Source organism: Elusimicrobiota bacterium, assembly GCA_018816525.1.
GTDB lineage: Bacteria > Elusimicrobiota > Endomicrobiia > CG1-02-37-114 > XYA2-FULL-39-19 > OXYB2-FULL-48-7.
In genome coordinates this window covers 14,186-27,195 of the sequence record JAHIVV010000037.1, presented here as the reverse complement: position 1 = coordinate 27,195, position 13,010 = coordinate 14,186, and the positions used below count along the sequence as shown (strand labels likewise).

Sequence of the window (13,010 nt, the reverse complement as noted above, 5' to 3'; positions counted from 1 at the left end):
TACGCGATAGGAAGCGTAATGGGTATATTCCTTAAAGGTTTCCTAAAGTTTGTTTCCAGGCAGATTGAAGGCCGGCGATGTCTTCATCGATTACAACTTCGCCTTTTAATCCGCGTACTGTGAAATTTCCGGTCCTGGTAACGGAGCCGATTTTGGCTATAGCATTGCCTTTGAATAATTTTTCAAATTCTTTTTCATTTTCCCTTGAAACTTCTACAATAAAGCGTGAATTTGACTCTGAAAATAATATAACTTCATTTGCTGCTATTCTTTCGCCTAAATTTATACGCGCTATTTCTATATCCATCCCTAAATCCCCGGCTGCGAAGCACATTTCAGCACAAGTTACCGCTAAACCGCCGTCCGAGCAGTCATGACAGGACTCAACCAATCCTTTTTTTATTGCGCAACCCAGGGCTTTCATCAATTTTCTAGATATTTTTGCATCCACCCTTGGAACAGAATTTAACTTTGTTTTATAAAGCTCGGCCAATTGAGAACCGCCTAATTCATTTTTTGTTTTTCCCAGAATATATATCGAATTGCCTGTTTTCTTAAGGTCCATCGTAACGGCTTTCCTGATATCATCCATAATGGAAACTGCAGAAATCAGCAAAGTCATCGGTATAGATTTGCTTAACCCGTTTTCATCGATATATTCATTATAAAGACTGTCTTTACCGGAAATAAAAGGAGTTTCGTATATTTTCGACATATCATAGCAGGCCTGGGATGCTCTAATCAAGCCCGCCAGCTGGTCATTTTTGTTCGGGCTCCCCCAGCAATAGTTGTCAAGCAAAGCGGTTTTTCCTAAATCTCCTCCTACCGCAACAATGTTCCTTAAGGCTTCGTCAATGCCGCTGGCAGCCATAGCGTAGGGATCAATTTTTCCGTAATTCGGGTTAAGCCCGCAGCTGACTGCGAAGCCTTTGTAAGAACTCCCTCGTTCCCTCTGCGGCCACATCACACAGGCATCGCCCGGCCCGTAATTTTTACCTTGCAATGGTTTCAAAACAGTCTGGCCCTGTACTTCATGGTCATACTGCCTTATTACCCATTCCTTGCTGCAGACATTTGGCATGCTGAGAATTTTTTTGAGTGTAGTCCCTAAATTATCCTTTATATTGATTTTGCGGTTGTCTGTTTGAGGCTTATCATTCCAGACTGCCTTTAAATGCCTTTTAGGAACGCCTTCGTGCATGAATTGCATTGATAAATCACAGATTCTTTCTTTTTTATAAAAAACTTCGAGTTTTCCTGTATTCGTGAATTCACCGAGAATTGTTGCTTCAACATTTTCGCTTTCAAATATTTCCACGATTTTCTTAATGTTTTTCTTTGGAACGGATAATACCATTCTCTCCTGCGCTTCAGAAAGCCAAATCTCCCAGGGGAGCAGCCCCTCATATTTTAAAGGTGCTTTATCTATGAATACTTTTGCGCCGCATTCGCTGCCCAATTCCCCGATTGCTGAAGAAAAACCTCCGGCGCCGCAATCCGTAAGCGCCGTATAAAGGCCCAAGTCCCTTGCTTGCAGGATTGTATCAAGGACCTTCTTTTCAACAATAGGATTGCCTATTTGCACAGCGGATATTTCCGTATCTTTATCCAATTCAATTGAAGAAAAAGTCGCCCCGTGAATACCGTCCCTTCCAGTTTTGCCGCCAACAGCAACAATGATTTCACCCGGAGAGACCTTTTTAAAACATTTGCTCTTCGGGATAATACCTACCGTTCCGCAATAAACCAGCGGATTTAATACATACCCCTCATCAAAAAGTATAGCGCCGTTAGTTGTAGGAATTCCCATTCTGTTGCCGTAGTCTCTTACACCACTGACAACGCCTTTCATGATTCTCCTGGGATGAAGCACGTTGCCCTTTATTTTGTCATGAGGGTAATCTATGGGGCCGAAACAGAAAATATCTGTATTCATTATCGGTTTGGCTCCCAGGCCGACTCCGATTATATCGCGGATAACTCCGCCTATACCTGTCCCCGCTCCGCCGTAAGGTTCCAATGCGCTGGGGTGGTTGTGGGTTTCTACTTTGAAGGCTATTCCGTAATCTTTATCAAATTCGATAATGCCCGCATTATCTTTAAAAACTGAAATACACCATTTTTTGTTTAGTTCTTTTGTAGCTTTAAAAACTGTTTCTTTTAAAAGGTTACCATAAGTACGGCGTTTGCCGTTTTCTACAAAATCAACGCTTGCCGAAAGCGTTTTGTGTTTGCAGTGTTCAGACCAGGTTTGCGCGATGGTTTCAATTTCAATGTCGGTCGGGTTTCTCCCAATCTTTTTAAAGTAATCCTGCACCGCCTTCATTTCAACCAGGTTTAAGGACAGCAAGCTCTTTCTGCTGATTGATTCTAGTTCTTTTTCACTTGCGTTAATAATTTCTATGCGTGTTGTTACGTTCATTGGATTGTATAATTATGGACAACTTTATTTGCCAGTAGTTTTTCGCTGATTTTCACTGTTTCCTCTTTTGTTATTCCTTCAACTATATATTTCATCCCTGTCCTTACTGAATCAACGCCTTTTATTCCCAGGTCGGAAATTCCTATTTTTGCGCTTTCCCCGGCCGCATCAGTTACGCCCGGTTTACAAAAGACTTCAATGGAGAAAACATTAGCTGATGATTTTATTTGTTTTTCGGACTGTTTCAATTGCTTGAATGAGAAATCTTGTGTTACAGGATCAGCCAGTAATTTATTGCAAATGATTATAACATCTCTATCGGATAAATTACCTTCAATCAGATAAAGGGAGTTAACATCCGCGCCTTGGGCCGAGCGGACCCCTAGGTCTGCGATATCTTTCTTAAAGTTATCTGCGGCGCCGTCATGGATGTCTTTCTTGTTGAATATTTCTACTTTGTATTGCATTTTAAGTCAGGTCTTTTTTTAGGGTTATTTTTCTAAATGCTTCCAGGTATTTTTCTCTTGTTCTGTCAACTATTTCGGCCGGCAGTTCTGGAATCGGAGGTTCTTTATTCCATTTGATGGATTCCAGGTAATCCCTTACAAATTGTTTATCATAGCTTTCCTGGGATTTTCCGGGAGCGTGTTTGTTTTTATCCCAAAACCGGGATGAATCCGGTGTTAAAGCCTCATCTATAAGGATAATCTTGTCATCCAGGATTCCAAATTCAAACTTTGTGTCCGCAAGAATAATATCCTGCTTCTCAGTATATTTGGACGCTTTCTCATAAAGCAGGAGGCTTTTTTCTTTGATTAGTTTCGTAATTTCTGCGCCTTCATTGTTTACTACCTGTTCTTCCGTTATATTAATGTCATGGCCTGACATCGATTTTATTGAAGGTGTAAATATCGGCTCTTTGAGCTTATCTGATTCTTTCAGGTTTTTACCTATGTCAATTTCACAAACTTTTCCTGTCTCTCTATATTCTTTCCAGGCTGAACCGGAAAGATAGCCCCGGATAATACACTCAATATTTAGCCTTTTTGCTTTTTTTACAATCATAGAGCGGCCCTTCAAAGGTTCAAGTTCCTCTTTTGAAAGAGCGTTTCCGAGGTAAGCCTGCAGGTCATCGCTTAAATAATGATTGGGTACGCTTTCGCTAAAATACTCAAACCAGAATTTAGAAATCTGGGAAAGAACTTTCCCTTTGTCCGGAATAGGCGTAGGCAGTACAAAATCAAATGCAGAGATTCTATCAGAAGCTACTATTAAAAGTTTGTCTTCAAGGTCATAAATGTCTCTTACTTTTCCTCTTGCATAAGCCTTCAAAGAAGGTAAATTTGTTTCAATTACCGAGTTCACGTCGGCCTCCTATTCCCACTCAATCGTAGCAGGGGGTTTTGAACTAATATCGTAAACAACTCTGTTTACATGTTTAACTTCATTTATTATGCGGTTTGATATCCTGTTAAGCACTTCATAAGGAACTTTCGCCCAGTCTGCAGTCATAGCATCAACTGATTCCACAATCCTTACGGCTATAGCGTTTTCATAGGTTCTCTGGTCACCCATAACACCGACGCTTTTTACCGGCAGAAGAACGGCAAACGCCTGCCAGAGTTTTTCATATAATCCGGGATATTTCAGGATCTCTTCTTCGACTATTCTGTCTGCGTGGCGTACAATAGTTAGTCGTTCCTCAGTTACTTCTCCGAGTATTCTCACTGCAAGGCCAGGGCCGGGAAACGGATGCCTGGTCAATATTTCTTTTGGAACTCTTAATTCTTTGCCTAATTCGCGTACTTCATCTTTAAAAAGGAAGCGCAAGGGCTCAATCAGTTTCATTTTCATCTTTTCCGGCAACCCGCCGACATTGTGATGTGTTTTTATTGTTGCCGAAGGGCCTTTAACAGAAACACTTTCAATAACATCAGGATACAAAGTCCCCTGGATAAGGTATTTTGGGTTAAGACTTTTGATGCATTGTTCAAAAACATCTATAAATGTTTTGCCGATAATTTTGCGTTTTCTTTCCGGTTCTGTTACACCTTCCAGGTTTTTTAAAAACAGTTTTTTTGCATCTCTTATTATTAATTTATTCCTGAATATTTTTCCGAATATTTTTTCAACTCTTTCTTTTTCCCCCCAGCGGAGCAGCCCGTTGTCAACAAAAACACAGTAGAGCCTGCGGCCTAACGCTAAATAAGAGAGGACCGCTACAACGGAAGAATCCACTCCGCCGGACATAGCGCAGATTACATAATTATTGCCGGCTTTCTCTTTTATTTCCTTTTTTTCGCGTTGAATAAAGGAATGCATGGTCCAGTCAGGTTTTTCGTTGCAAATGCCGAAAACAAAATTCTTTATAAGCTCTTTCCCATGAGGCGTATGTTTGACCTCGGGATGGAACTGCAGGCCGTAGATTTTTTTATCAAAATTAGCGGCCACTGCGTATTTCGTGTTTGGCGTGGAAGCCAGAACGCTGAAACCCGGCGCTAGTTTTGTTACTTTATCTCCATGTGACATCCAAACTGTAGTTGGCTTATTGGATGATTTGATAATTGGATTATTAGTAAAACCATTAAATAATTTATCTTTTTTAATTACCTTTAATTGAGCAAAACCGTATTCCCGCTGGACTGAATGTTGTACGTTGCCGCCTAATTCCTGGGTAAATAACTGCATTCCGTAACAAATACCTAATATTGGTATGCTCAAATTATAAATTTCTTTGTCGCATTTTGGAGCGTCTTTTTCATATACGCTCGATGGCCCGCCAGATAAGATAATCCCTTTAATTTGAGATTTCAAATTCGAGATATCATAATTATACGGGTGTATTTCGCAATAAACCTTTAACTCACGTACTCTTCGAGCTATCAGTTGAGTATACTGCGACCCAAAATCTAAAATCAGTATCATCTTTTTTCCTACTTCCCCATTCCTACTTTTTGAGCTTTCTGTAAAAGTTTGCCTTCGGATTTTATATCCGGCGCTATAATAAGTTTCGCCAGCTGCATTTCTTTTATGCTGGCCGCGCCTATATTTCCCATACAGGTCTGCAAAGCTCCGGCAATATTCTGGGTGCCGTCATCAACTCTGGCAGGCCCCAAAAGAATCTCTTTAATGCTTCCCGTTGTGCCTACATGAATTCTTGTCCCTCTGGGCAGGAACCGGTGAGGCATGGCCATGCCCCAGTGATAACCTCTTCCGGGAGCTTCCTTTGCCCGGGCAAAAGCGCTGCCAAGCATAATCGCATCAGCACCTGAAACAAATGCTTTACAAATATCGCCGCTGGTATTCATGCCGCCATCAGTAATAATATTTACATACTTTCCTGTCTGCTTGAAATAATAATCGCGCGCCTGCGCGCAGTCAACGGTAGCCGTTACCTGCGGCACGCCGATTCCCAATACCCCTCGGGTTGTACAAGCTGAACCCGGTCCGATTCCTACTAAAATACCTACGCAGCCGGTATCCATCAATTCAAGGGCTGAATCGTAATTAACGCAATTCCCAAGTATTACCGGTATTTTTACTCCGGAAATAACTTTTTTGAGGTCAACGGGCTTATAATTTTTTGCAATATGCTTTACTGTAAGTATTGTTACCTGGATTACAAAAATGCTGGCGCCGGCTTCCTGGGCAATTTTTGAAAATCTTTCCGCGTTATTCGGCCCGCAGGAAACAGCGCAGATAGAACTTCCTTTTTTAATTTCTTTTATTCTCTTTGCTATTAATTTTTCCTTTATCGGTTCTTTGTAAAGTCTTTGAATCACATCGGTTGTTTTATCCAGGGGGGCGGTAACCAGTTCATTTAAAACGTCCTCATAATTGTCATATCTGGTATAAATACCTTCAAGGTTCAAAACAGCAAGGCCTCCGCATTTATTAAAACCGATAGCAAGATCAGGGTCAACAACGCCGTCCATAGCGCTGGCTAAAAACGGCAGTTTTAATTTATGAGGCCCAAATTTTACTGAAATGTCAACTTCCTCCGGGTCAATGGTTATGTTTCCCGGCACGATCGCTACTTCGTCAAAACCGTAAGATCTTCTTGCTTCTTTCTTGTGGCCGATGAAATAAGTCATGGTAGGGTATTTCTCCTTTTTAATTTATTTTTGATAACGTTATAGTTTTCTGAGCCTGGTATTTGCCTTTTTTGTCGGCGTATGAAGTTTCGCAGATTTCATCGCTTTCAAGAAAAAGCACCTGGGCTATGCCTTCATTTGAATAAAGTTTTGCCGGAATAGGGTTTGTATTTGAAATTGATATTGTTACAAAACCTTCCCACTCCGGTTCAAAAGGCGTTACATTCACCAAAATGCCGCACCGGGTATAAGTGGATTTACCAAAACAGATAGTGATAATGTTCCTCGGAATCTTGAAATATTCAATTGATTTAGCAAGCACAATTGAGTTCGGAGGAATTATGCAATTCTCACCTCTAAAGTCTTCAAACGGTAGAGAATTGAAATTCTTTGGATCCATTATTTCAACATTTTTAAAACCGTTTTTGAGCACTTTGAATTCGTTAGAGATCCGCATATCATACCCGTAGGAAGATACACCATAGGAAATAGCGCCTTTGCTGACCTGTTTATCTTCAAAAGGGTCAATCATATTAAACTCGGTTGCCATTCTTTTAATCCATTTATCGGATTTAACCATGTTTCCTATTTACCAGCACCTTGAAAAACCGCAGTCTCCGCAATAAACACAGCCTTCACCGATTATAAGCATAGTTCCGCATTCCGGGCACTCAGGACAGGCCCCGATATGTTCTAAATTCCCTTTTGTTTTTGCAGGAACGACTGGAGCTTGAGCCGGCGACTGTATTGCTACCGGGGCAGCTGAATTTACTACAGGCCCTACAAACAAGTCCGGCGCTTCTTTTTCTTTCAAATAATTTTCCAGGGCTTTTGCTACCGCATCAGCGCATGAAAGAATTGCCGTACCTTCAGCAAGCATCGGTGTTGGGCATCTTATTCCTTTTAATTGGGTTATAAGCTCTTCAGCTTTGATACCAGAGCGAAGGGATAAAGAAATTAATCTGGCTATAGCTTCAGACTGGCTTGATGTGCATCCGCCGGATTTTCCCAGCTGGGTGAACAATTCGCAAACGCCGATGTTGTCTTCATTTATAGTTACATACATTTTTCCGCATCCGGTTCTCATCATCATGGTTTTGCCGGTAATGCTGCGCGGCCTTTGCCTGGGTTTAAGTTCCGGCCTGCCCGTAAGGTTTGCTGCTGTGGCAACAGGAGCTGAACCACCCTTTCCTATGTTAAGAACCTGTTGATCGCGGCTGCGGTCTCTGTAAACCGTAATACCTTTACAACCCAGCTGGTAAGCCAACAGATACGCTTTTGCTATGTCTTCTTTTGTTGCATTATGCGGAAAATTCACGGTTTTTGAAACAGCGTTATCAATGTATTTCTGGAAAACCGCCTGCATCCTGATATGCATTTCAGGAGAAATATCCAGGGCGGTCATGAAAATGTGCCTTACCCTGGAAGGAATAGTTTTCATATTTTGAATGGTGCCTTTATCGGTTACTTCCTTCACTATATCATCGGAATAGAAACCTTCTTTTTCCGCCATATTTTTAAAAGCTTCGTTGAGCTCGTGAAATTTCTCTCCACCCAATATGTTTGAGCGGGTGTGCGCCAGGGCGAAAAGGGGCTCGATGCCGCTGGAACAGCCGGCGATCAATCCGATGGTTCCTGTCGGAGCAATTGTGGTAAGAGTGGCGTTTCTAATAGGTTCGCCGGTGGCAAAAATGCTTTTGCTAAAATTCGGGAACGGCCCGCGGGCTTTGGCTATATCGCGGGAAGTGTCTCTGGCTGTTTTCTGTATAAAACTGATAATCTTTTCTGCCAGCCTTAAAGCTTCGGTTGAAGAATAAGAAACTTCAAGTTTTATGAGCATATCCGCCCAGCCCATAACGCCCAGCCCGATTTTACGGTTGCCCCGGGACATTTCTTTTATTTTCTCAATGGGGTAATTGTTCATGTCTATTACATTATCAAGGAAATGAGTTGCTGTCTGGACGGTCTTGGCTATTTTTTTCCAGTCAACTTCTTTCTTGAGTGTTTCCGGATCCTCAATAAGCATTTTTGAAAGGTTGATTGAGCCGAGGTTGCAGGACTCAAAAGGGAGAAGAGGCTGTTCTCCGCAGGGGTTTGTTGATTCGATTTCGCCGATCTGCGGCGTCGGGTTGGTTTCGTTCATCCTGTCAAGAAAAACAATGCCAGGTTCCCCGTTTTTCCAGGCCGCGTCAATTATTTTATTGAAAACATCCATGGCTTTCAAGGTTCCGGCAACTTCGCCGTCGCGCGGGTTATAAAGGTAATATTCGCTGTCAGTTTCAACCGCCTGCATAAATTCTTCAGTTAAACCAACCGATATATTAAAGTTAGTCAGGGCGTCATTTGAATCTTTGCAGTTAATAAACTCCATAATATCCGGGTGGCCTACTTTTAAAATCCCCATATTCGCGCCCCGCCTGGTACCGCCCTGTTTTATGGCTTCGGTGGCTGAGTTAAAAACCTGCATAAAGGAAATCGGGCCGGAGGAAACGCCGGTAGTTGAACGCACCAGGTCATTTTTTGGCCTGAGGCGCGTGAAAGAAAATCCTGTACCGCCGCCTGATTTGTGTATCAGGGCTGTGTTTTTAAGCGTATCAAAAATTGATTCCATGGAGTCTTCAATCGGCAGCACAAAACACGCCGAAAGTTGTTGAAGTTCCCTTCCAGCATTCATTAACGTAGGAGAATTGGGCAGAAATTCAAGTTTTACCATAGTGCTGTAAAATTCTTCGATTACAGGGGCCAGATCCTTGTTCGGGTCATACATCAGGTCTGCCTGCGCGATGTTTTCGGCTACCCTGAAAAATAAATCCTCAGGCAATTCAACCGGTTGGCCGGTATCATCTTTTCTAAGATAACGTTTTTGAAGAATTTTGAGTGAATGCTCATTGATTTGAGGCTTGATTCTCGAGATGAGCTGCTCTTTGAGTCCATCTATTAATACCGCCATTTCTTCCCCCTGCCTGGAGACAATAATATCTCCGGCCCAGTCCTGTTTTTGACTTATTTGTCTTTAATTTCTTTTATGCGTTTCAATTCGTTCAGAAAAGTTTCTATGTCTGCATATTGATAATAAACCGAAGCAAACCTGATATATGCAATAGGATCCAGTTCGAGTAATTTTTTTAACACTTTTTCTCCGATAATCCTGCTGGGCACCTCAAGCACATATTCCTGAAGTTCCCTTTCAATGTCAGCTACAGCTTTTTCAACTGTGTTTTGGTCAATCGGCCGCTTTCTGCAGGCTAACGTAATGCCGTCACGAAGTTTGTTCCTGTCAAAAGGTTCACGCTGGTTATCCGTTTTACTTACCATTAGAGGCATTTCTTCAATTCTTTCATAGGTAGTAAAGCGTTTGGCGCATTCAGGGCACTCACGCCGCCTCCTGACAACACTTGATTCGTCAAGCGGCCTGGAATTGGTAATTTTTGTGTCAAAATGCGTGCAATAAGGGCACTTCATAGTTAATTTTAAGAAGAACAGAACGGGTTTAGTTATTGGCAGGCATACAACATGTTGTATTTCCAGCAATCACAGGTACAATATATATATTTGAGTTAAATTTGTCAAGGGGGCCCAAAAAAATATTTGAAAAATATTTTTTTCTTGCTTTTCTCTCTCGAATTTTGAAACCTGTAAATCCTGCAGAATTGTTGCATAAAGTAAAATCCTACATCGAAAAACAATCTCTCAATAAAGAAAATTCAATAAATATCGGGAATAGGCTTATAGATGAAATAAAAAAAGCCGGCGGTAATAAGGTAGTTGCTTGAATTAAACGCCTCTTGCTGTTGGGCCCCAAATTAATTTATGAACTTGTAAGCCCAATTTAAGATTGATACCATCCTTCAAAATCCACTCTGAAATAATTTTAGGCGTTATTTTTTGGAAAGCAGGAGACAAAACCACCAGAGTATTCTTGGCGAGATTATGCTTTTTGATTATATCTTTCGCAAATGTATAATCCTTTCTGTTACAAATGACAAACTTAATTTCATCGTTTTTATTTAAATGCCGGAAATTCCCCCGCAACATTTTACCTGATTGTCTGCTACCTGGGCATTTGATGTCCATTAATTTTATTGCTCTTTTATCTACTTTTGATATATCCCAGCTTCCGTTTGTGCCTATCAGGACTTTATATCCCTTAGAAAGCAGTTTTCTTACTAATTGGGGTGTTTCTTTTTGTAAAAGAGGCTCGCCACCAGTAATCTGGATAAGTTTGGTTTTAAAATGCCTGATTTTATCCATTATTCCGCTAATGGACATTTCCCTTCCTTTATTATAGGCATATTTTGTATCGCAGTAGGAGCAACGCAGGTTACATCCGGCTAAACGGATAAAAATACATGGGTATCCGGCAAACCTTGATTCCCCCTGGATACTTTTATAAATTTCGTTGATTTTTAACATTGGATTGTAAATTTGGAAGGTAAAAAAGCGGGCGAAGGGAGTTGAACCCTCGACCTACTCGTTGGCAACGAGTCGTTCTAGCCACTGAACTACACCCGCATTTATACCCAAATTATATAGTTTTTTTAATATATAGTCAAGTCGAATTCATTTCTTGTTGAATTCATTTCTTTTTCTTTTGTGCTTTTAATTCTTTCAAAAAAGCTTCAAAATCTTCAGGCGGCGTAAGCCCTACATAACGAACCAGTCCCTTCCTGTCAATTATAATGCTTTGCGGGAGCGTTTTTATGTTGTAAGCGGATCTTATCAGCCCTTCAGAGTCCAGTAATATAGGATAGGAAATGTTAAATTCTCTTACAAAAAATGAAAGTTTCTCGGTTTTCTCCTTGACTGCAATACCAAGTATTTCAACATTCCTTTTTTTATAGATACCATAAATTCTAGTCAGTTCGGCGATATCCCTCCTGGTTCTGGCCGAACTTATTGTAAAGAAGTTCAAATATACAATTTTCCTGCTCTTGTAATCCTTTAGAGAATATTTCTCCCCGGCCAGATTTTTTAAAACAAAATCCGGAATTGTCTGCCCTGTTTTTATTTGCATTTTCCCCTGGGAAAAAACTGCTGTATTAATTACTAACAGCACAAATATAAACCAAGTTTTAGTAATGCATTTCATATTTTTTATCTCCTGACTTTTAACAAACAACATAGCATCGACGAAGGCTTTCTGAAAATCAGGCCGCCCGGAAAGTTCAATATATTTCACGGTTTTTGATATTTAAGGAAGGTTGCTTTATTACGCACCAAATTTTCCTAACTTCATTGCGTGGGCCATAGCCAAAGACATGACATTTGTCGCGCGGAAAATGCCGAGAGCGCCTTTAAGGCATTCTCTTTCCGAAAAGCCCTGGATTGTTTCATTTCCGAAGGAATATTTTGAATACAGCATAAAGGGCACTGGATGCCAGGAATGGCCTGACATCATAGCGGGTGTTGAATGGTCACCGCAAATAATGAGTGAATCAGCTTTCATGTTGACAAATTCCGGTATCAGCTTATCAATTTCTTCAATTTTTTTTACTTTTGCGTCAAAATTGCCGTCTTCGCCGTAGGCGTCTGTTTTTTTAATGTGCACATAAAAAAAATCATAATTATTCCATTCTTTTTTGAGAACAGTTATTTCATCTTCTATAGTTTCACCGGGCGTTTGAATAATCGTCATGCCTACTAACTGCGCCAACCCCCTGTACATCGGATAGGTTGCAATGGCTGCAGGTTTAAGCTGATATACATCACCCATCTGCGGAATATCAGGATATTTTGAAAACCCGCGCAAGAGGCAATAATTTGCCGGCGGTTTGTCTTTGAGTAACTCAGAAACCCTTTCAATGAATTTGTTTACAATTTCTGCTGTTTTTTTGCCGTCCGGCTTGCTTGCGATTATTTTTTTTGCAGGATTGTTTTCTTTCTGGGGGTCATTGTCGGTAATATTTTCAGAAAGGCCTTCTCCTCTGAATACAACAACAAACCTGTGTTCCTTGCCTGATTTTATTATGACTTCGCAATCCTCTATTTTGGGGATTTTTTCCTGTAAAAGCTCGCAGATTTCCTGGTTTTTTTCCGTAGGAATCCTGCCCGCGCGCCTGTCTGTAACCATGTTTTTTGAATAATCCATCGTAGCGAAATTCCCTCTCAAAGCAAGGTCAATGTTTTTCATATGAATTCCAATGCCGATGGCTTCAAGAACACCTCTGCCAATCTGGTATTTTTCAGGGTCGTAGCCAAAAAGCGATAGATGCGCCGGGCCGGATCCGGGTGTTATGCCATATTCAACAGGAACGGTCAGTCCTGCTGTGGATTTCTTTGCCAGAGCGTCCAGGTTAGGGGTTTTTGCGGTATCAAGTTCCGTCTTGCCTGTTTCAGGGTTTGGCATGCCGCCTAAACCGTCTATAACCACCATTAAAATCTTCTTATCGTTTTTTTGCGCCACTTGTTTTACTAAATCAAGAGTGTTCATTTGTTCCTTTTTAATATCCCATTCCCTTTTTTTATTTTTTTTCGGGTCGTTTAATTTCTTTATC

General features: G+C 41.0%; 12 protein-coding genes and 1 tRNA gene. 1 reads left to right on the top strand and 12 read right to left on the bottom strand.

Features of this window, described 5'->3' with window-relative positions; all coding sequences use genetic code 11:
- Positions 1-31: 31 nt before the first annotated feature.
- The 8 genes from purL to nrdR are packed head-to-tail and all read right to left on the bottom strand — an operon-like array spanning position 32 to position 9,978.
- A complete protein-coding gene (purL, locus tag KKH91_04060) occupies positions 32-2,422 on the bottom strand; it encodes a phosphoribosylformylglycinamidine synthase subunit PurL (protein MBU0951986.1) in 2,391 nt (796 codons plus the stop codon).
- A complete protein-coding gene (locus tag KKH91_04055; GenBank protein ID MBU0951985.1) occupies positions 2,419-2,889 on the bottom strand; it encodes a phosphoribosylformylglycinamidine synthase subunit PurS in 471 nt (156 codons plus the stop codon). Before KKH91_04055 ends, purL begins: the two co-directional genes overlap by 4 nt.
- Position 2,890: 1 nt before the next feature.
- Positions 2,891-3,787, bottom strand: a complete 897-nt coding sequence (locus tag KKH91_04050; protein MBU0951984.1) for a phosphoribosylaminoimidazolesuccinocarboxamide synthase — start codon at positions 3,785-3,787, stop codon at positions 2,891-2,893.
- Positions 3,788-3,796: 9 nt separating this feature from the next.
- Positions 3,797-5,347 (bottom strand): glutamine-hydrolyzing GMP synthase, encoded by a 1,551-nt coding sequence (guaA, locus tag KKH91_04045; GenBank protein ID MBU0951983.1) that lies wholly within the window; start codon positions 5,345-5,347, stop codon positions 3,797-3,799.
- An 8-nt stretch (positions 5,348-5,355) separates the two neighbouring features.
- A complete protein-coding gene (locus KKH91_04040) occupies positions 5,356-6,516 on the bottom strand; it encodes a GuaB3 family IMP dehydrogenase-related protein (GenBank protein MBU0951982.1) in 1,161 nt (386 codons plus the stop codon).
- Positions 6,517-6,535: 19 nt separating this feature from the next.
- Positions 6,536-7,096: a dCTP deaminase gene (locus KKH91_04035; protein ID MBU0951981.1), complete on the bottom strand. Its 561-nt coding sequence runs from the start codon at positions 7,094-7,096 to the stop codon at positions 6,536-6,538.
- A 9-nt stretch (positions 7,097-7,105) separates the two neighbouring features.
- Complete coding sequence (locus KKH91_04030; protein MBU0951980.1) at positions 7,106-9,466, bottom strand: vitamin B12-dependent ribonucleotide reductase; 2,361 nt, start codon at positions 9,464-9,466, stop codon at positions 7,106-7,108.
- A gap of 53 nt (positions 9,467-9,519) precedes the next feature.
- Positions 9,520-9,978 (bottom strand): transcriptional regulator NrdR, encoded by a 459-nt coding sequence (nrdR, locus tag KKH91_04025; GenBank protein MBU0951979.1) that lies wholly within the window; start codon positions 9,976-9,978, stop codon positions 9,520-9,522.
- Between the two features lie 164 nt (positions 9,979-10,142).
- Between nrdR and KKH91_04020 the strand changes: the two genes are divergently transcribed.
- Positions 10,143-10,289 carry a hypothetical protein gene (locus KKH91_04020; protein ID MBU0951978.1) on the top strand — a complete coding sequence of 49 codons (147 nt, stop codon included), beginning with the start codon at positions 10,143-10,145 and terminating at the stop codon, positions 10,287-10,289.
- Position 10,290: 1 nt separating this feature from the next.
- Here the strand turns inward: KKH91_04020 and KKH91_04015 are convergent, their stop codons facing one another.
- From KKH91_04015 to KKH91_04000, 4 genes are all read right to left on the bottom strand, one after another.
- Positions 10,291-10,929, bottom strand: coding sequence for a radical SAM protein (locus tag KKH91_04015; GenBank protein MBU0951977.1), 639 nt, complete (start codon positions 10,927-10,929; stop codon positions 10,291-10,293).
- A gap of 26 nt (positions 10,930-10,955) precedes the next feature.
- Positions 10,956-11,028 (bottom strand) — tRNA-Gly (locus tag KKH91_04010).
- A gap of 64 nt (positions 11,029-11,092) precedes the next feature.
- On the bottom strand, positions 11,093-11,605 hold the full coding sequence (locus KKH91_04005; protein ID MBU0951976.1) for a TlpA family protein disulfide reductase: 513 nt from the start codon (positions 11,603-11,605) through the stop codon (positions 11,093-11,095).
- Between the two features lie 120 nt (positions 11,606-11,725).
- On the bottom strand, positions 11,726-12,946 hold the full coding sequence (locus KKH91_04000; protein ID MBU0951975.1) for a 2,3-bisphosphoglycerate-independent phosphoglycerate mutase: 1,221 nt from the start codon (positions 12,944-12,946) through the stop codon (positions 11,726-11,728).
- Positions 12,947-13,010 lie beyond the last annotated feature (64 nt).